Genomic DNA, 18,133 nt, shown 5'->3' with positions numbered 1-18,133 from the left:
TACGGTTCCTTCCCAACGTAGCCCGCGATGACCTTCGCTTCAGAGCTCGGGGGGTTGTGGTGGTTTGGCGGGTGCGGGTGCGTCGTGGTTGCTCGCGCAGTTCCCCGCGCCCCTGAAAGACCTGCCCTACCGCTTGTCTTTGGCTGTGGCCCATTCTTGCTGGGCCGCCAAGTCCTGCTTCACCTCTGCCAGTTGGATCGCCACCGCGCTCGGGGCCGTGCCGCCGCGGCCGTTTCGGGATGCCAGGGCGCCCGGCACATTGAGGACCGTCCGGACCTCCGGGGTCAGGTGGGCGGAGATTTTCGCGAACTGTTCGTCCGTCAGGCCGTCCAGTTCGATGCCCTCGGCCTCCGCGACCTTCACGCACTCGCCCGCGACCTCGTGCGCCACCCGGAACGGGACGCCCTGCTTGACCAGCCACTCGGCGATGTCGGTGGCCAGGGAGAAGCCGGCCGGGGCCAGTTCCTCCATGCGGTCCCGGTGGACCGTGAGGGTGGCCATCATGCCGGTGAACGCCGGGAGCAGGACCTCGAGTTGGTCGATGGAGTCGAAGACCGGTTCCTTGTCCTCCTGGAGGTCGCGGTTGTAGGCGAGAGGGAGGGCCTTGAGCGTGGCCATGAGGCCCGTCAGGTTGCCGATCAGGCGGCCCGACTTGCCGCGCGCCAGCTCCGCGATGTCCGGGTTCTTCTTCTGCGGCATGATCGACGAGCCCGTGGAGAAGGCGTCGTGCAGGGTGACGAAGGAGAACTCCTTCGTGTTCCAGATGATGACCTCCTCGGCGATCCGGGAGAGGTTCACACCGATCATCGCCGTGATGAACGCGAACTCGGCGACGAAGTCGCGGGACGCCGTGCCGTCGATCGAGTTGGCGACCGAGCCGTGCTCGAAGCCGAGGTCCTTCGCCACCGACTCCGGGTCCAGGCCGAGGGACGAGCCCGCGAGGGCGCCGGAGCCGTACGGGGAGACGGCGGTGCGCTCGTCCCACTGGCGCAGGCGTTCCGCGTCCCGGGACAGGGGCTGGACGTGGGCCAGGACGTGGTGGGCGAACAGGACCGGCTGGGCGTGCTGGAGGTGGGTGCGGCCGGGCATCGCCACGTCGGGGTGGGCCTCCGCGAGGCCGATCAGCGCGTCCTGGAGGTCGGCGATCAGGCCGCCGATCACGCGGGCGTGGTCCCGCAGGTACATGCGGAAGAGGGTGGCGACCTGGTCGTTGCGCGAGCGGCCGGCGCGGAGCTTGCCGCCGAGGTCGGGGCCGAGGATCTCCAACAGGCCGCGTTCCAGGGCCGTGTGGACGTCCTCGTCGGCGATCGTGCCGACCAGGGTGCCGTCGGCGACGTTCGCTTCGAGCTGGTCGAGGCCCGCGAGCATCCGGGTCAGCTCGTCGTCCGTGAGGAGGTGCGCCTTGTGCAGCACGCGCGCGTGGGCTCGGGAACCGGCGATGTCGTAGGGCGCGAGCCGCCAGTCGAAGTGGACGGACGCGGACAGCTTCGCCAGGGCCTCGGCGGGACCGTCGGCGAAACGGCCGCCCCAGAGCCGTACGTCACCGCTGTTGCTGCTCACTTGCTCGTACTCCTCGGAGGGGGTGGAAGGAAAGAAGGAAAGAGGGGGTGGATGTGCCACCGCCTCCCCACCTTTTCAGGTGAGGAGGCGGCTGTCAGGTCAGCGTGCGCGAGGCACCCGCGGGGGTTACGCCAGGTCCCGCTTGGCGGCGATCTTCGACGACAGGCTGTAGATGTCGATGAAGCCCTTGGCCGCGGCCTGGTCGAAGGTGTCGCCGGTGTCGTAGGTGGCGAGGTTGAAGTCGTACAGGGACGACTCGGAGCGCCGGCCGGTCACGACCGCGCGGCCGCCGTGCAGGGTGAGGCGGATGTCGCCGTTGACGTGCTGGCTGGCCTCGTCGATGAAGCCGTCGAGGGCGCGCTTGAGCGGGGAGAACCACTGGCCGTCGTAGACCAGTTCGCCCCAGCGCTGCTCGACCTGCCGCTTGTAGCGGGCGAGTTCGCGCTCGACGGTGACGTTCTCCAGCTCCTGATGGGCGGTGATCAGGGCGATCGCGCCCGGAGCCTCATACACCTCACGGGACTTGATGCCGACCAGGCGGTCCTCGACCATGTCGATCCGGCCGATGCCCTGGGCGCCGGCGCGCTCGTTGAGCTGCTGAATGGCCTGGAGGACGGTGACGGGCTTGCCGTCGAGGGCGACCGGGACACCCGCCTTGAAGGTGATGACCACCTCGTCGGCGTCGCGCTGGACCGCCGGGTTCTGGGTGTACTCGTAGATGTCCTCGATCGGGGCGTTCCAGATGTCCTCCAGGAAGCCCGTCTCGACGGCGCGTCCGAAGACGTTCTGGTCGATGGAGTACGGGGACTTCTTGGTGGTCGCGATCGGGAGGTTCTTGGCCTCGCAGAACGCGATCGCCTTGTCACGGGTCATCGCGTAGTCGCGGACCGGGGCGATGCACTTGAGGTCGGGGGCGAGGGCGACGATGCCGGCCTCGAAACGGACCTGGTCGTTGCCCTTGCCGGTGCAGCCGTGGGCGACCGTGGTGGCGCCGTGCTTGTGGGCGGCGGCGACCAGGTGCTTGACGATCGTCGGCCGGGAGAGCGCGGAGACCAGCGGGTAGCGGTCCATGTAGAGGGCGTTGGCCTTGATCGCCGGGAGGCAGTACTCCTCGGCGAACTCGTCCTTGGCGTCGGCCACTTCGGCCTCGACCGCACCGCACGCGAGGGCGCGCTTGCGGATGACGTCCAGGTCCTCGCCACCCTGGCCGACGTCGACCGCAACGGCGATGACCTCGGCGCCCGTCTCCTCGGCGATCCAGCCGATGGCGACGGAGGTGTCCAATCCGCCTGAGTAGGCGAGTACGACGCGCTCGGTCACGGGTTTCTCCTCACAGTGCATTCGCTGACATGCATGAGTATGCAGCACTCTGCATGGTTCGTCAATCCGGGGTGCGGGAGACGGTCGGCCAAGGGCCGGGTCGGCACGCCGACGGGATACCGGGCCGGGATTTTTGCAACTTCCTTGAACATCAGAAACCGCTTGCCCGTACCTCTCGCCGAACGCAGGCGCCGCGTTTGTAAACACCGAACACCCCCGACACACCCCCGACTTGAGTGAGGCATCCCCATGTCCAGGGCTCTTCCGAAGTACAACAAGCGCCGCGTCGCGTTCATCGGCGGTGCTGCCGCGCTGGTGCTGTCCGGCGCGGTGATCGCCGGTTCCGCACTGGCCGGGGAGTCGTCCAAGAGCAACGGGAACACCGCCCGGACGCTGGCCGACCCGGGCACGATCGCCTGCCCGGACGTCGCGTCCCAGCTGCCGGAGATCCCGGCGTCCGCCCAGGCCGAGGTCGACCGCAACCTCGCCCTCCTCCAGACCCAGATCGACGAGGCCAACAAGCGCCTCGTCGACACCGTCGGACAGGGCGGCGCCAACTTCGTCCAGAACGCCATCCTCGGCCCGCTGGAGGACAAGCGGATCGCCACCGTCAACCGCATCGCCACCGCCATCGGCCGCACCGCCGAGAAGCCGACCGGACTGGACGCGCTGGCGCCCTGCACCCTGAAGGCCGGGGGCGTCGCCGACACCGGTGGCGACACGGGCACGGGTGAGGACACGGGTGCCGGTGACGACGTCTCCGCCGCGCCCAGCGAGACGGCCGCGGCGGCGGAGGGCGCCGAGGGCGCAACCGGTGCGGGCGACGCGGCCGGCGGCGAGAACACCGGCGTCGGCACGATCAGCTGCCCCGACGTCGCCTCGCAGCTGCCGGAGATCCCGGCGTCCGCGCAGGCCGAGGTCGACCGCAACCTCGCCCTCCTCCAGACCCAGATCGACGAGGCCAACAAGCGCCTCGTCGACACCGTCGGACAGGGCGGCGCCAACTTCGTCCAGAACGCCATCCTGGGCCCGTTGGCGGACAAGCGGACCTCGACCATCGACCGCATCGCCATCTCCATCGGCCGCACGGCCGAGAAGCCGGCCGGACTGGACTCCCTGGCCGCCTGCACGCTCACCCAGTGACGTGACAGGCGCTGTGGCCGCCCCGAGTGAGCGCCGGCCGGGGTGGCCACGGCGGGGTCCGTACGCGTCGCACGGCGCATACGGACCCGACAATTCCTTAGACAGTCGAAAGAATTTCGTTCATAATCGGCTGACGTGGGAAAGACATACGAACGCATAGACGGCAGACTGCGCACGTTCATCGAGGCGCAGCCCCTCTTCTTCACCGCGACCGCTCCTCTGTCCGGCGACGGGACGGTCAACCTCTCCCCCAAGGGCCTCAAGGGTTCCTTCGTGGTGCTCGACGAGCTCACGGTGGCCTATCTGGACTTCGCCGGGTCCAATGCGGAGACGATCGCGCACCTGCGCGAGAACGGCCGGATCACCTTGATGTGGTGCGCCTTCCAGGGCCCGCCGAACATCGTGCGGGTGCACGGCCGCGGCGAACCGGTCTTCCGGGACGACCCCCGCTTCAAGGAACTCCTCGCGCATTTCCCGGACATCGACCCGACCCAGCACGGGCTGCGCGCGGTCATCGTCGTGACGGCCGAACTCGTCCGGGACAGCTGCGGATACGCGGTGCCCTACATGTCGTACGACGAGGACCGTGATCTGCACCGCAAGCGGTTCGCGCGCGAGGACGACGACTCGCTCAGCGCGTACTTCACCAAGAAGGACCACATCGCCACGAGCCTGGATGGCCTACCCGGGCTGCCGTTGCCGCTGCCGCCCTCTACGGTCTGAGCCATGCGCTCAGCTCTCGCCGCCGGTTCCCTGGTCTCCGCCTCCCTCCTGGTGCTCGGCGCCGCCGCGCCCGACGCCGCCCCGCCGCTGCCGGCCCGGATGGCCGACACCGGGGGCGGCAGCCAGCTGATCACCGCCGTCGCCTCCTCGACCGGGTCCACCACCGGGACGGTGACATGGTGGGACCTGCGCAACGGGCAGTGGGTGAAGGCCGGTTCGGCCGCGGCCCGGTTCGGCGCGAGGGGACTCGTCGAGGGCACCGCCCGCAAGCAGGGCACGAACACGACACCCACCGGGCTGTACGACCTCCCCTTCGCCTTCGGCATCAAGGCCGCGCCGGGCGGCACGCGCTACAAGTACCGTGCCGTGCACGCGAGTTCCTGGTGGTGCGAGGACAACTCCTCGGTGTTCTACAACCGTTGGACCGAGCCCCGCCCGAAGGACTGCCGCGCCTCGGAGTCCGAGCAACTCGCCTCCTACACCACGCAGTACGCCTACGCGCTCGTCGTCGGCTTCAACTACCACCAGCGGGTGCGGGGTCGCGGTGCCGGGATCTTCCTGCACGTCAACGGGCGCGGATCGACGGCCGGTTGTGTGTCGGTGTCCAGCGACGCGATGCGCGCGATCCTCACCTGGGTGCGGCCCTGGAGCGAGCCGCACATCGCGATCGGCACGACGGGCGGGAGCACGGCGATCACCCGCTACTGAGTCGTACGGTGAAAGCGGTCGCCCCCGGCACGCTCTCCAGGCTCACACTCCCGCCGTGCGCCTCCACGACCGCCGCCACGATGGACAGGCCGAGGCCCGCGCCGCCGCCGGGGGCCTCCGTGCGGCGGCGGTCGGCCCGGGTGAAGCGTTCGAAGACACCGGGCCGGATGTCGTCGGGGACGCCGGGGCCGTCGTCGATGACCCTGAGGACGGCGGTGCCGTCGTCGGTCTCCAGGGAGACGGTCACTTCGGTGCCGACGGGCGTGTGCACCCGTGCGTTGGTCAACAGGTTGGCCAACACCTGGTGGAGACGGTGGTCGTCACCGATGACGGTGACCGGCTCCGCCGGGAGTTCCAGGGTCCAGCGGTGGTCGGAGCCCGCGGCCCGGGCGTCGGTGACGGCGTCGAGCACCAGACGGGTCAGGTCGACGGGGAGACGTTCGAGGGGGCGGCCCGCGTCCAGACGGGCGAGCAGGAGCAGGTCGTCGACCATCGCGCCCATACGGGCCGACTCGGCGGCGATGCGTTCGAGGGCGCGGGTGATCTCCGGCGGCACCGGGTCGGGGTGCAGCAGGGCGAGTTCGGCGTGGCCGCGCACCGTGGCGACCGGGGTACGCAGCTCGTGGCTGGCGTCGGCCGCGAAGCTGCGCAGCCGCTCCTCGCTCGCGTGCCGTTTGGTGAGCGCGTCCTCCACATGGCCCAGCATGCGGTTGAAGGCCCCCGCGACCCGTCCCACCTCGCTGCGCGGGTCGGACTCCGGGGCTCGCGGCGGCAGGGCCACCTCACCGCTGGCGAGCGGGAGTTCGCTGACCCGGGTGGCGGTGTCGGCGACCCGGCTCAGCGGCCGCAGCGACCAGCGCACCCAGAGGGCGCCCGCGACGCCGGTGAGGGTGAGGGCCAGGCCGAAGACGACCGCGGCAACCAGTTCGAGCCGGTGGACGGGGGCCTCCACCGGCTCCAGCGGCAGCCCGGTGATCAGCACGTCGCCGTCCTTGCCCCGTGAGGCGACGACCCGGTAGCCGTCCAGGGCGGACAGGTCGACGCTGTGCCCTCTGCCGTCGGCCGGGAGCGCGGCGAGGTGCTTCACGTCGTCGTCGCTCAGGGGGACGTTCCTGGTGCCGGTCGGGCGGACGACGGCCGCGTTGGTGACCGAGCCGTCGACCAGCCGGGCGCCGAACGTCCCGGTGGCCTGGCGGCGGGTGTCGCCGCCCTCGTCGCCGTCATGGTCGTCCGGCAGGGTGCCGCCGTGTTCCAGACTCGCCGGGAACCGACTGCCGGCCTGGGTCAGCTGCTCGTCCAGCCGGCTGGTGAGGAACCCGTTCAGCTCGACGACCGCCGCTACGCCGACCGCGGCACAACTGACGGCCAGCAGCACGACCAGGCCCACGATGAGCCGGGCCCGCAGGGTGCGCGGCCGGGGCAGCCGCGGCCGGAACCTCATCGGGCCGTCGGCTTGAGCACGTATCCGGCACCGCGCACCGTGTGGATCATCGGCTCACGGCCCGCGTCCACCTTCTTGCGCAGATACGAGATGTACAGCTCGACGACGTGGGCACGGCCCCCGAAGTCGTAGGACCAGACCCGGTCGAGGATCTGTGCCTTGCTGAGCACCCGGCGCGGATTGCGCATCAGGAACCGGAGCAGTTCGAACTCGGTCGGGGACAGCTCGATCAGCTCGCCGGCCCGGGTGACCTCGCGGGCCTCCTCGTCCATGGCCAGGTCGCCGACGGTCAGCCGCGGACCCTCGTCCTGCTGCCGCGCCATGCCGGCGCGACGCAGCAGACCGCGCACCCGGGCGACGACCTCCTCCAGGCTGAACGGCTTGGTGACGTAGTCGTCGCCGCCCGCGGTGATGCCCGCGATGCGGTCCTCCACCGCGTCCCGCGCGGTCAGGAAGAGCACGCAGACGTCGGGCTTGACGGTGTGCAGGGAGCGCAGCACGGCCAGGCCGTCGGTGTCCGGGAGCATCACGTCGAGCACCACCGCGTCGGGCATCAGGGACCGGGCGGCGGCCAGCGCCGAGGCACCGTCACCGGCCGAGCGGACCTGCCAGCCCTCGTAGCGCAGGGCCCCGGAGAGCACCTCGGCGAGATCCGGATCGTCGTCGACGACCAGGACGCGCGGCGGTGTGCCGTCGGGGCGGACGAGAGCGGGGCGGCCGGAGCGGGTGGTGTTCATGTCCTTACCAGGATCACCCCTCGCGGGGACGGCACGCTCCACCCGAAGCTCTGAGTTTGCTCTGAGTCGGCTGGGCGGGGTGCCGGTTCAGAGGGTCCTGAGAAGTTGCGCGGGCAGTGTTTCGTCCTCCAGAGGCGATTCGTCCTCCGAAGACGAAAGGACGTACCGGATGACCACCCTGTACGACCGGCGGGCAGCACCCGCCCTGGCGCCACCGGCGCGACGCTCCCCCGCGGGAGCCGTGCTCGCGCTGCTGTGGGCGGGGGCCGCGGCCGTGGTCGCCCTGTGGTGGGCCGACACCGGATCCGTCGTCGGCGCAGCCGGCTGGCTGACCGGGGCGGGGCGGATCGCCGGGCTGCTGTGCGGGTACGCCTGCGCGGTGCTCGTCGGGCTGATGGCGCGCGTACCGCTGCTGGAGCGGCGGATCGGCTCCGACCGGGTGGCCCGCTGGCACGCGATGGCCGGCCGGTACACCGTCTGCCTGCTTCTCGCGCACATCGTGCTGATCCTCCTCGGGTACGCCGCCCAGGACGGCTTCTCCCTGTGGCACGAGACGGTCACCGTGGTCCTGGACTACCCGGACATGCTCAAGGCGACCTTCGGCACGCTGATCCTGTTCGCGGTCGGTATCACCTCGGCCCGGGCCGCTCGCCGTCGCCTCGGCCACGAGGTCTGGTACTACCTCCACCTGCTCACCTACCTGGCCGTCTTCCTCTCCTTCTTCCACCAGCTGACCCTCGGCAACGAACTCAGCGGGCACGCCGGTGCCACGGCCGCCTGGTACGCGCTGTACCTCGGCGTCGCGGCCCTGGTGCTGTGGTTCCGGATCCTCGCCCCGGTACGGCTCAACCTGCGCCACCGGCTGCGGGTGAGGTCCGTGCACCAGGAGGCGCCGGGCGTGTTCTCGGTCGTCGTACAGGGACAGCGGCTGGACGAACTCGACGCGCGGCCGGGGCAGTTCTTCCGCTGGCGGTTCCTCGGTGAGGGCTTGGGCTGGACGTCGACTCCGTACTCGCTGTCGGCTCCGCCGCGCCGGGACCTGATGCGGATCACGGTCAAGGCGCTCGGCGACCACAGCGCGGCCGTCTCACGGCTGCGGCCCGGCACGCGGGTGTGGGCGGAGGGCCCGTACGGCTCCCTGACCGCGGACCGGCAGACATCGCCCAGGTCCCTGCTGATCGCGGGCGGCGTCGGCATCACCCCGCTGCGGGCCCTGTTCGAGACGCTGCCCGGGGAGGTCACCCTCCTCTACCGCGCCCGCAGGGCCGAGGACCTCGCCCTGGGCCGAGAGCTGGAGGCCATCGCGCGCCGGCGCGGGGCGACGGTGCTCTACGCGCTCAACGGACCGGACGGGCAGCGCCCCGACCTGACCGCACGCGCCCTGCGCGCGTCCGTCCCGGACCTGGCCGGCCACGACATCTACCTCTGCGGTCCGCACGGCTTCGCCCGCGACCTGTACGAGGCGCTGCGCAGCGCCGGTGTGCCGAACCGCCGTATCCACCACGAGTCGTTCGAACTGTGAGGCGGCACACGTGCACGCGTTGAAGAAGGACCGCCCGCTGCGCCGGATCGTGCTGGCGTGCGCCGCCACCGTCTCCGGGATGGTGCTGCTGCTGTCGCTGAAGCCGCACTCGACGCCGACCGTGGCCGTGGCGGTGCCCGCGCCGTCGAACGGTTCGAGCGCGTCCGGCGGTTCGAGCGGATCGGCCACCGGTACGAGGACCGTGACCGGCGACACGATCCAAACCCGCTGGGGGCCCGTACGGATCCGGATCACCCTCAAGAACGGCAGGCTCACCGACGTCACCGCCGTCAGTTACCCGACGGACAATCCGCGGGACCAGGAGATCAACAGCTACGCGCTCCCCCGGCTGCGCAGCGAGGCCCTCCAGGCCCAGAGCGCGAGCATCGACACCGTCTCCGGCGCCACCTACACAAGTGACGGTTACCGCCAGTCTCTTCAGTCCGCACTGGACTCCGCACGCAGCTGAACACACGAGCGTCACGGCACGTATTCCAGGGCCAAGGGACCCCACGCCAACCCCCTTGCCCCCGTTCCCGGAGGAAACGTGACCACCACGCTCGCAGGCGGCCGTGCTGCCCGCCGCCAGACGATGCGCCGCATCCGTCCGCGCCGCTCCCCGGCGACCGTCCTGCTGCTCGCGGTGTTCGCGGGCGCGGTCGGCGTGCTGTGGCTGTGGTGGCACAACACACCGTCGATCGCCGACAACAACAGCAAGATCCTCAACGCGGGCCGGATCACCGGCCTGCTGGCCGGCTACCTGATGGCGCTGGTCGTGCTCCAGATGGCCCGGGTGCCCGCCCTGGAACGCCGGGTGGGCTCGGACCGGGTGGCCCGCTGGCACGCGATGTCCGGCCGCTACACGGTCTGCCTGGTGCTCGCGCACGTGTTCCTCACGATGTGGGGATACGCGTTGCAGGCCGGCAAGTCGCTCGGCGACATCGTCCAGCAGACGATCGACTCGGTGAACCAGCTGCCGGACATGGGCAAGGCCGCCATCGGCACCGGCCTGCTGTTCTTCATCGGCCTGATCTCGGTCGGCGGCATCCGCAAGCTGATCCCGTACGACACCTGGTACCACGTCCACCTGCTGACGTACGCGGCGGTCTTCCTGACCTTCTGGCACCAGATCTCCACCGGCAACGACTTCGCCGTCGAGCCGACCGCCAAGACCTTCTGGTACGTGCTCTACGGGTCGGTCACCGCGCTGGTCCTCTGGTACCGCATCCTCGCCCCGATCCGGCTGAACTTCCGCCACCGCATGCGCGTCGAGGCGGTCATCGAGGAGACGCCGGGCATCGTGTCGGTGCTCATCAGCGGGCGCAAGCTGCACCGGATGGGCGCGCAGGCGGGGCAGTTCTTCCGCTGGCGGTTCCTGGCCCCCGGCATGCGGTTCTCCTCCCACCCGTACTCGCTGTCGGCGGCGCCCCGCCCCGACATGCTGCGGATCACGGTGAAGGCGATCGGCGACCACAGCGCGCGGCTGCGCGAGCTGACGCCCGGCACCAAGGTGTGGGCCGAGGGCCCCTACGGCGCGCTGACCGCCCAGCGCCGCAGCCGCGGCAAGGTGCTGCTGGTCGCGGGCGGGGTCGGCATCACGCCGATGCGGGCGCTGTTCGAGACACTGCCCGGCGCCTCCGGCGACATCACGCTGCTGTACCGGGCCAACACCACCCAGGACCTGGCGCTGTGGGACGAACTGGCCGCCATCGCCAACGACCGCGGCGCCCGCCTGATGTACGCGGTCAACAGCCCGGACGGCGAGCGCCCCGACATCTCGGCGGAGCGGCTCAGGCAGAAGCTGCCGGACATCGACGACCACGACGTGTTCATGTGCGGCCCGCCCGGGTTCGCGCAGTCCGTGTACGAAGCACTGCGCGGCGCGGGAGTGCCCGCCCGCCGCATCCATCACGAGTCGTTCGAGATGTGAGCGACGGGACTTCAGGAGCTTTGAACCGATGAGGAAGAGTCATCCCATCCGGCGTGTCGTGCTGGCCACCGCCGCCACCGTCTCGGGCGTGGTGCTGCTGCTGTCGCTGAAGCCGGCGTCCGACCCGGGCGCCGCGGCGGCCGGTGTGGTGCCGCAGCAGACGGTGGGAGCCCAGGAGTCGCCCCAGGGCGGCGCCGCGGCCACCGGCACGGGCACCGTCGACGGGAACCCGGCCCAGACCGAGTACGGCGTCGTCCAGGTACGGCTCACCGTCGCAGGCGGCAAGATCACCAAGGCCGAGGCGATCCAGGCCCCCAAGGGCGGCACCAGCGACCAGAAGACGGCGCTGGCCATCCCGAAGCTCAACCAGGAGGCCGTCGCCGCCCAGAGCGCGGACATCGACTCGGTGTCCAGTGCCACGTACACGAGCGGCGGTTACAAGCAGTCCCTCCAGTCGGCCATCGACAAGATGAAGGCGGCCGGCAACGCGCAGGGCGGCGGTACGGGGTCCTCCTCCGGCGCCGGCTCGGGCTCCGACTCCGGATCCACGCAGGCGAAGACGGTGACGGGCGCCGTAGCGCAGACGATGTACGGCGCGGTCCAGGTCCGCATCACCGTCAGCAACGGCAAGCTCACCAAGGCCGAGGCGGTGCAGGCGCCCAAGGGCGGCACCAGCGACCAGAAGACGGCGCTGGCCATCCCGAAGCTGAACCAGGAAGCCGTCGCCAAGGGCAGCGCGGACATCGACTCGGTCTCGACCGCCACGTACACGAGCGCGGGCTACAAGCAGTCCCTGCAGTCGGCGCTGGACCAGGCCGGTGGCTGAGGCGGTGGCCGAATCGGCAGAGGCTCCCGCCGCGGTACGTCATGCGGAGGAGGTCATGGGGACCGTCTTCTCCTTCGACGTCCGCGGTGGGGAGCCCGGTGCGGTGCGCGCGGCGCTGGAGGAGGCCGTCGCCGGACTGCACCGGGTCGACGAGGTGTTCAGCACCTACCGCGACGACAGTCAGATCTCCCGGCTGGCGCGGGGCGAACTGACCCTCGGTGAGTGCGACCCCGAGGTCGCCGAGGTCCTCGAACTCGGCGCCGAGGCCGAGCGGTTGAGCGACGGCTGGTTCAGCACGACGTACCAGGGCCGGCTCGACCCGACCGGCATCGTCAAGGGCTGGTCCGCCGAACGCGCGGCCCGTCTCATCCTGGCGGCCGGCGCGACGGGCGTCAGCGTCAACGGCGGCGGCGACGTCCAGCTCCTCGGCGTCCCCGGCCCCCAACGCCCCTGGCGCGTAGGCGTGTCGGACCCGATCCGGCCCGGCGGCCTCGCGGCGGTCATCTCGGCCGCGGGCATGGACGAACTGGCGGTCGCGACCTCGGGCACGGCGGAACGCGGCACGCACATAGTCGACCCCAGCACGGGCCGCTCCGCGATCTCGGACTTGGTGGCGGTCACGGTGGTCGCCCCCCAACTGACATGGGCGGACTGCTGGGCGACGGCGGCTTTCGCGATGGGTTCGAGACAGGGCCTACGGTGGCTGGAGTCACTGCCTGACGTAGAGGCCCTGCTCATCACAGCAGGCGACGAGGTCAGATGCACCGGAGGCCTGGCATCCCGACTGGGCTAGGTGGAGTTACCCAGGGGCGCGGGGAACTGCGCGACCAGCCACAACGGGCGCGCACCCGACAAAACCACCTCAATGCCCGTTCTGAGCCAACCGCAACAAATGCTCGGCCAGCGCCTGCCCGCCCGTAGCCTCCCGGCTGATCAACAGCAACGTGTCATCACCGGCGATGGTCCCCAAGATGTCATGCAGCTCAGCCTGATCAATCGCCGACGCCAAGAACTGCGCGGCACCAGGCGGCGTCCGCAACACAACAAGGTTCGCCGAAGCCTCCGCAGAGATCAGCAGCTCGGAAGAGAGCCGCCGCATCCGCTCCTCCTTCGCCGACTCCCCCAACGGCGCCCGGGGCGTGCGAAAACCGCCCTCGCTGGGCACCGCGTAGATGAGATCGCCCTCGGTGTTACGGATCTTCACCGCGTTCAACTCGTCGAGATCCCGGGACAACGTCGCCTGAGTAACCGTCAACCCGTCGTCCGCCAGCAACTTCGCCAGCTGACTCTGCGACCGCACCGCCTGCCGGTTGAGGATGTCCACGATCCGCCGGTGCCGTGCGGTCCGCGTCTGCGGCACGGCGGGCCCGGCATGCTGTACGTCGTCGTCCTGCGCCTGACTCATCGTCGTCGTCTCATTCCCGGATCATCCGTCCCCGTGTGCCTCGTCAAGGACGCCGGGCAGCGCAGCGATCAGCGCGTCCACCTCGTCGTCGCGCAGATTCAGCGGTGGCATCAGCCGTACGACGTCGGGGGCGGGCGCGTTCACCAGGAAGCCGGCCTCCTGAGCCGCCTGCTGCACCTTGGGCGCGAGCGGCTCGGTGAGCACGATACCCAGGAGGAGGCCCGCACCCCGGACATGGCCGATCACGGGATGGCCGAGCGACTCGATTCCGTCCCGCAACCTCTCGCTCTGCCGCTTGACGTTCTCCAGCAACCCCTCGTTCTCGATCGTGTCGAGGACGGCGAGTCCGGCGGCGCAGGCGACGGGGTTGCCGCCGAAGGTCGTGCCGTGGTGCCCCGGCTGGAGCAGCTCCGCGGCGCGTCCGAAGGCGACCGTGGCGCCGAGCGGCAGCCCGCCGCCGAGCCCCTTGGCCAGCGTGACCACGTCGGGCAGGACGCCGTCGTGGGCCTGGTACTCGAACCAGTGGCCGGTACGCCCGACGCCGGTCTGCACCTCGTCGAGGACCAGCAGCGATCCGGTGGCGGCAGTGATGGCGCGGGCGGCCTTGAGGTAGCCCGGCGGGGGCACCACGACGCCGTTCTCGCCCTGGATCGGTTCGATGACGACGATCGCGGTCTCCTCGGTGACCGCGGCGGCCAGCGCCTGCGCGTCGCCGTAGGGAACGTGGGTGACGTCGCCGGGCAGCGGCCGGAAGGGTTCCTGCTTGCCGGGCTGGCCGGTGAGTGCGAGGGCGCCCATGGTGCGGCCGTGGAAGCCGCCCTCGGTGGCGACCATGTGCGGCCGGCCGGTCAGCCGGCCGATCTTGAAGGCGCCCTCGTTGGCCTCGGCGCCCGAGTTGCAGAAGTAGACCTTGCCGTCCCGGCCGAAGTGCTGGAGGAGCCGTTCGGCGAGGAGGACGGGCGGTTCGGCGATGAAGAGGTTGGAGACGTGGCCGAGGGAGGCGATCTGCCTGCTGACGGCCTCGACGATCGCCGGGTGGGCGTGGCCGAGCGCGTTGACCGCGATGCCGCCGACGAAGTCGAGGTACTCCTTGCCGTCGGCGTCCCACAGTTTGGCGCCCGCGCCGCGCACGAGGGGCAGTCGCGGGGTGCCGTAGTTGTTCATGAGCGAGCCCTGCCACCGCTCCGTCAACTCTTCGTTGGCGGTCATTCGGCGTCCCCCTCCTGCTCGTCGGCCACGACCATCGTGCCGATGCCCTCGTCGGTGAAGATCTCCAGCAGGATCGAGTGCTGGACCCGGCCGTCGATGACGCGGGCGGTGGTGACTCCGCCGCGCACGGCGTGCAGACAGCCCTCCATCTTCGGCACCATGCCGGAGCTCAACTCCGGCAGCAGCTTCTCCAGTTGGGAAGCGGTGAGGCGGCTGATCACCTCGTCGCTGTGCGGCCAGTCCTCGTAGAGGCCCTCGACGTCCGTGAGGACCATGAGGGTTTCGGCGCCCAGTGCCGCAGCGAGTGCCGCAGCAGCCGTATCAGCATTGACGTTGTAGACATGTCCGTCGTCCTCGGAACGGGCGATCGAGGAGATGACCGGGATCCGGCCGTCGGCGAGCAGTGCCTCGATCGCGCCCGTGTCGATCGCGGTGATCTCGCCCACCCGCCCGATGTCGACCAACTCGCCGTCGATCTCGGGCCGGTGCTTGGTGGCGGTGATGGTGTGCGCGTCCTCGCCGGTCAACCCCACGGCCAGCGGCCCGTGTTGGTTGAGCAGCCCGACGAGTTCGCGCTGGACCTGTCCGGCGAGCACCATGCGGACGACGTCCATGGCGTCCTCGGTGGTGACGCGCAGGCCGGCCTTGAACTCGCTGACGATGCCGTGCTTGTCGAGGGCGGCGCTGATCTGCGGGCCGCCGCCGTGCACGACGACGGGCTTGAGGCCCGCGTGGTGCAGGAACACGACGTCCTGGGCGAACGCGGCCTTGAGGTCCTCGTCGATCATGGCGTTGCCGCCGAACTTGATGACGACCGTCTTGCCGTTGTGCCGGACCAGCCAGGGCAGCGCCTCGATGAGGATCTGTGCCTTGGGCAGCGCGGTGTGCTTCCGGGTCACATTGCTCATGAGGAGTACGCGCTGTTCTCGTGGACGTAGTCGGCGGTGAGGTCGTTGGTCCAGATGGTCGCGGTCTCGGACCCGGCGGCCAGATCGGCGACGATGTGCACCTCGCGGTAGCGCATGTCGACCTTGTCGCGGTCCTCGCCGACCCCACCGTTCTTGCAGACCCAGACGCCGTTGATCGCCACGTTCAGCTGATCGGGCTCGAAGGCGGCCTTGGTCGTGCCGATCGCGGACAACACCCGTCCCCAGTTGGGGTCTTCGCCGTGGATGGCGCACTTGAGGAGGTTGTTGCGGGCGATGGAGCGGCCCACCTCGACGGCGTCGTCCTCGCTCGCGGCGTTGACGACCTCGACCTTGATGTCCTTGCTGGCACCCTCGGCGTCCCGGATCAGCTGCTGACCGAGGTCGTCACAGACGGCCCGGACCGCCTCCGCGAACTCCGCGTACTCAGGGGAGACTTCGGAGGCGCCCGAGGCGAGCAGCAGCACGGTGTCGTTGGTGGACATGCAGCCGTCGGAGTCGACCCGGTCGAAGGTCGTGCGCGTGGCGTCCCGAAGTGCCTTGTCCAGTACGTCGCTCTCGACGACCGCGTCCGTGGTGAGGACGACCAGCATGGTGGCGAGGCCGGGGGCGAGCATGCCGGCACCCTTGGCCATGCCGCCGACGGTCCAGCCGTCCTTCGTGACCACGGCGGTCTTGTGGACGGAGTCGGTGGTCTTGATGGCGATGGCGGCCTTCTCGCCGCCGTGCGGGGAGAGTTGGGCGGCGGCGGTCTCGACTCCCGGGAGGAGCTTGTCCATCGGCAGCAGCAGCCCGATGAGCCCGGTGGAGGCGACGGCGACCTCGGCAGCGCTCAGCCCCAGCGTGTCGGCGACCTTCTCGGCGGTGGCGTGCGTGTCCTGGAAGCCCTTGGGACCCGTACAGGCGTTGGCGCCACCGGAGTTGAGGACGACGGCGGAGACCTGGCCGCCCTTCAGCACCTGCTCGGACCAGAGCACCGGCGCGGCTTTGACGCGGTTGGAGGTGAAGACGCCCGCGGCGGCGAGGCGGGGCCCGTTGTTGACCACGAGGGCCAGGTCGGGGTTGCCGTTCTCCTTGATCCCGGCGGCGATGCCCGCGGCCGTGAATCCCTGTGCTGCCGTCACACTCACGGCGCGACTCCGATCGTCGTCAGCCCGGTGGACTCGTCGAGCCCGAGGGCGAGGTTCATGCTCTGCAGGGCACCGCCCGCGGTGCCCTTGGTCAGGTTGTCGATGGCGCTGATCGCGATGATCCGTCCCACGGCCTCGTCGTACGCGACCTGCACCTGAACGGCGTTGGAACCGTAGACGGACGCCGTGGCGGGCCACTGCCCCTCGGGCAGCAGGTGGACGAAGGGTTCGTCGGCGAAGGCCTTCTCGTAGGCGGCGCGGACGGACTCGGCGGTGACGCCGGGCTTCGCCTTCGCGGTGCAGGTGGCGAGGATGCCGCGGGGCATCGGCGCGAGCGTCGGCGTGAAGGAGACGGCGACCGGCTCACCCGCCACGGCGCCGAGGTTCTGGATGATCTCGGGGGTGTGCCGGTGGCCGCCCCCGACGCCGTACGGCGACATGGACCCCATGACCTCGCTGCCCAGCAGGTGCGGCTTGGCCGCTTTGCCGGCGCCGGACGTGCCGGAGGCGGCGACGATCACGGCCTCGCTCTCGGCGAGCCCGGCGGCGTAGGCCGGGAAGAGGGCGAGGGAGACGGCGGTCGGGTAGCAACCGGGCACCGCGATGCGCTTGGACCCCTCCAACGCGGCGCGGGCGCCCGGCAGTTCGGGCAGGCCGTAGGGCCAGGTACCGGCGTGCGGGGAGCCGTAGAACTTCTCCCAGTCGGCCGCGTCCTCGAGCCGGAAGTCGGCGCCCATGTCGACCACGAGCACATCGGGGCCGAGCTGTTCGGCGACGGCGGCGGACTGGCCGTGGGGCAGGGCGAGGAAGACGACGTCGTGTCCGGCGAGCACTTCCGGGGTAGTTCCCTCCAGGACCCGGTCGGCCAGCGGCAGCAGATGCGGTTGGAGTGCGCCGAGTCTCTGTCCGGCGTTGGAGTTGCCGGTCAGGGCGCCGATCTCGACCTCGGGGTGCGCGAGAAGCAGTCGCAGAAGCTCGCCGCCCGCGTATCCACTCGCCCCGGCCACCGCCGCACGTACCGCCATGTCATCCTCCTCCTGGATGGCATGACTATACGTTTCGCTGCACGTTTATGCAATCCCGTCCGCTTCCGCCTGACGCGCGGGGGCCTCCGTCTTCGACCCGGAGGTCTCCGCCTTCGGCAGCATGATCCGCCGCGAGACCACGAACGTCACCGGAATCGCCGCCAGCGAGGCGAGCAGCGGGGCGTAGCGGCTGTCGAGGTGCAGCAGGTCGACGAGGACGTAGACGCCTGCCGTCGTGACCACGAAATTGGCCGCATTCGTCAGCGGGAAGAGCAGGAATTTCCGCCAGGTCGGACGGGTCCGGTAAGTGAAGTGCGCGTTCAGGAAAAAGGATCCGGTCATGCTGAGGGCCGTCGCGAGAATATGGGCCACCAGATAGGGGAAACGGGTGAGGAACACCAGGTAGGGGCCGTAATACGTGCCGGTGTTCAGCACCCCGATCACGGCGAAGACGATCATCTGCCGTGACAGCAGACCCCGCGATCCGGAAGAACTCGACGGCGGGGAACTCGGCTTCAGGGAACTCTC

Annotated in this window: 18 protein-coding genes; 8 read left to right on the top strand and 10 right to left on the bottom strand. The window is 70.3% G+C overall.

The genetic code is table 11. The features are described 5' to 3' along the window. Positions 1-126: 126 nt before the first annotated feature. Entirely contained in the window at positions 127-1,560 is a 1,434-nt protein-coding gene (gene argH, locus ACIP6U_RS32075) for an argininosuccinate lyase (RefSeq protein ID WP_401725101.1), read from the bottom strand. Between the two features lie 126 nt (positions 1,561-1,686). After that, positions 1,687-2,880: an argininosuccinate synthase gene (locus tag ACIP6U_RS32070; RefSeq protein ID WP_401725098.1), complete on the bottom strand. Its 1,194-nt coding sequence runs from the start codon at positions 2,878-2,880 to the stop codon at positions 1,687-1,689. Positions 2,881-3,129: 249 nt separating this feature from the next. On the opposite strand from ACIP6U_RS32070, the gene ACIP6U_RS32065 reads away from it, so the two are divergent. The 3 genes from ACIP6U_RS32065 (at position 3,130) to ACIP6U_RS32055 (ending at position 5,454) form a co-directional block, all read left to right on the top strand. After that, positions 3,130-4,023, top strand: a complete 894-nt coding sequence (locus tag ACIP6U_RS32065) for a hypothetical protein (RefSeq protein ID WP_401725095.1) — start codon at positions 3,130-3,132, stop codon at positions 4,021-4,023. A 135-nt stretch (positions 4,024-4,158) separates the two neighbouring features. Next, complete coding sequence (locus tag ACIP6U_RS32060; protein WP_401725092.1) at positions 4,159-4,746, top strand: pyridoxamine 5'-phosphate oxidase family protein; 588 nt, start codon at positions 4,159-4,161, stop codon at positions 4,744-4,746. Between the two features lie 3 nt (positions 4,747-4,749). Beyond that, positions 4,750-5,454, top strand: coding sequence for a L,D-transpeptidase family protein (locus tag ACIP6U_RS32055; protein ID WP_401725089.1), 705 nt, complete (start codon positions 4,750-4,752; stop codon positions 5,452-5,454). On the opposite strand, the gene ACIP6U_RS32050 is transcribed toward ACIP6U_RS32055, so the two are convergent. Together ACIP6U_RS32050 and ACIP6U_RS32045 are read right to left on the bottom strand one after the other, a co-directional pair. Then, positions 5,441-6,895: a sensor histidine kinase gene (locus ACIP6U_RS32050; protein ID WP_401725086.1), complete on the bottom strand. Its 1,455-nt coding sequence runs from the start codon at positions 6,893-6,895 to the stop codon at positions 5,441-5,443. The genes ACIP6U_RS32055 and ACIP6U_RS32050 overlap by 14 nt on opposite strands. After that, positions 6,892-7,632, bottom strand: a complete 741-nt coding sequence (locus ACIP6U_RS32045) for a response regulator transcription factor (RefSeq protein WP_401725083.1) — start codon at positions 7,630-7,632, stop codon at positions 6,892-6,894. The genes ACIP6U_RS32050 and ACIP6U_RS32045 overlap by 4 nt, the downstream gene beginning before the upstream one ends. Positions 7,633-7,801: 169 nt before the next feature. On the opposite strand from ACIP6U_RS32045, the gene ACIP6U_RS32040 reads away from it, so the two are divergent. The 5 genes from ACIP6U_RS32040 (at position 7,802) to ACIP6U_RS32020 (ending at position 12,703) form a co-directional block, all read left to right on the top strand. Further along, entirely contained in the window at positions 7,802-9,154 is a 1,353-nt protein-coding gene (locus ACIP6U_RS32040; RefSeq protein ID WP_401725080.1) for a ferric reductase-like transmembrane domain-containing protein, read from the top strand. A gap of 10 nt (positions 9,155-9,164) precedes the next feature. Continuing rightward, the gene (locus ACIP6U_RS32035; RefSeq protein ID WP_401725079.1) at positions 9,165-9,623 is read left to right on the top strand and encodes an FMN-binding protein; all 459 of its coding nucleotides are present in this window, start codon (positions 9,165-9,167) and stop codon (positions 9,621-9,623) included. A 78-nt stretch (positions 9,624-9,701) separates the two neighbouring features. Further along, positions 9,702-11,084 (top strand): ferredoxin reductase family protein, encoded by a 1,383-nt coding sequence (locus ACIP6U_RS32030; RefSeq protein WP_185146354.1) that lies wholly within the window; start codon positions 9,702-9,704, stop codon positions 11,082-11,084. Positions 11,085-11,112: 28 nt separating this feature from the next. After that, positions 11,113-11,910: an FMN-binding protein gene (locus tag ACIP6U_RS32025; RefSeq protein ID WP_401725075.1), complete on the top strand. Its 798-nt coding sequence runs from the start codon at positions 11,113-11,115 to the stop codon at positions 11,908-11,910. Positions 11,911-11,965: 55 nt separating this feature from the next. Further along, on the top strand, positions 11,966-12,703 hold the full coding sequence (locus ACIP6U_RS32020) for an FAD:protein FMN transferase (RefSeq protein WP_401725072.1): 738 nt from the start codon (positions 11,966-11,968) through the stop codon (positions 12,701-12,703). Positions 12,704-12,772: 69 nt separating this feature from the next. Here ACIP6U_RS32020 and ACIP6U_RS32015 read toward each other — a convergent pair whose 3' ends face one another. From ACIP6U_RS32015 to ACIP6U_RS31990, 6 genes are read right to left on the bottom strand one after another with little or no spacing between them, the layout of a single operon-like run. Continuing rightward, complete coding sequence (locus tag ACIP6U_RS32015) at positions 12,773-13,315, bottom strand: arginine repressor (protein ID WP_124002766.1); 543 nt, start codon at positions 13,313-13,315, stop codon at positions 12,773-12,775. Between the two features lie 21 nt (positions 13,316-13,336). After that, positions 13,337-14,524 carry an acetylornithine transaminase gene (locus tag ACIP6U_RS32010; RefSeq protein ID WP_401725069.1) on the bottom strand — a complete coding sequence of 396 codons (1,188 nt, stop codon included), beginning with the start codon at positions 14,522-14,524 and terminating at the stop codon, positions 13,337-13,339. Next, on the bottom strand, positions 14,521-15,432 hold the full coding sequence (gene argB, locus ACIP6U_RS32005; RefSeq protein WP_401725066.1) for an acetylglutamate kinase: 912 nt from the start codon (positions 15,430-15,432) through the stop codon (positions 14,521-14,523). The genes ACIP6U_RS32010 and argB overlap by 4 nt, the downstream gene beginning before the upstream one ends. Then, positions 15,429-16,580: a bifunctional glutamate N-acetyltransferase/amino-acid acetyltransferase ArgJ gene (gene argJ, locus ACIP6U_RS32000; RefSeq protein WP_401725064.1), complete on the bottom strand. Its 1,152-nt coding sequence runs from the start codon at positions 16,578-16,580 to the stop codon at positions 15,429-15,431. The genes argB and argJ overlap by 4 nt, the downstream gene beginning before the upstream one ends. Then, positions 16,577-17,605, bottom strand: coding sequence for an N-acetyl-gamma-glutamyl-phosphate reductase (gene argC / locus ACIP6U_RS31995; protein WP_401725061.1), 1,029 nt, complete (start codon positions 17,603-17,605; stop codon positions 16,577-16,579). Before argC ends, argJ begins: the two co-directional genes overlap by 4 nt. Positions 17,606-17,650: 45 nt before the next feature. Then, positions 17,651-18,064 (bottom strand): GtrA family protein, encoded by a 414-nt coding sequence (locus ACIP6U_RS31990; RefSeq protein WP_401725058.1) that lies wholly within the window; start codon positions 18,062-18,064, stop codon positions 17,651-17,653. Positions 18,065-18,133: the final 69 nt, after the last annotated feature.

The sequence above is a fragment of the Streptomyces sp. NPDC088794 genome (genome assembly GCF_044750545.1).
GTDB lineage: Bacteria > Actinomycetota > Actinomycetes > Streptomycetales > Streptomycetaceae > Streptomyces.
This window is presented reverse-complemented; position numbering and strand designations above follow the sequence as displayed.

Coding starts and splice junctions, on each gene's coding strand:
- ACIP6U_RS32065 (WP_401725095.1), top strand. CDS start 3,130: ATGTCCAGGGCTCTTCCGAAGTACAACAAGCGCCGCGTCGCGTTCATC.
- ACIP6U_RS32055 (WP_401725089.1), top strand. CDS start 4,750: ATGCGCTCAGCTCTCGCCGCCGGTTCCCTGGTCTCCGCCTCCCTCCTG.
- ACIP6U_RS32050 (WP_401725086.1), bottom strand. CDS start 6,895: ATGAGGTTCCGGCCGCGGCTGCCCCGGCCGCGCACCCTGCGGGCCCGG.
- ACIP6U_RS32045 (WP_401725083.1), bottom strand. CDS start 7,632: ATGAACACCACCCGCTCCGGCCGCCCCGCTCTCGTCCGCCCCGACGGC.
- ACIP6U_RS32040 (WP_401725080.1), top strand. CDS start 7,802: ATGACCACCCTGTACGACCGGCGGGCAGCACCCGCCCTGGCGCCACCG.
- ACIP6U_RS32025 (WP_401725075.1), top strand. CDS start 11,113: ATGAGGAAGAGTCATCCCATCCGGCGTGTCGTGCTGGCCACCGCCGCC.
- ACIP6U_RS32020 (WP_401725072.1), top strand. CDS start 11,966: ATGGGGACCGTCTTCTCCTTCGACGTCCGCGGTGGGGAGCCCGGTGCG.
- ACIP6U_RS32015 (WP_124002766.1), bottom strand. CDS start 13,315: ATGAGTCAGGCGCAGGACGACGACGTACAGCATGCCGGGCCCGCCGTG.
- ACIP6U_RS32010 (WP_401725069.1), bottom strand. CDS start 14,524: ATGACCGCCAACGAAGAGTTGACGGAGCGGTGGCAGGGCTCGCTCATG.
- argB (WP_401725066.1), bottom strand. CDS start 15,432: ATGAGCAATGTGACCCGGAAGCACACCGCGCTGCCCAAGGCACAGATC.
- argC (WP_401725061.1), bottom strand. CDS start 17,605: ATGGCGGTACGTGCGGCGGTGGCCGGGGCGAGTGGATACGCGGGCGGC.
- ACIP6U_RS31990 (WP_401725058.1), bottom strand. CDS start 18,064: ATGATCGTCTTCGCCGTGATCGGGGTGCTGAACACCGGCACGTATTAC.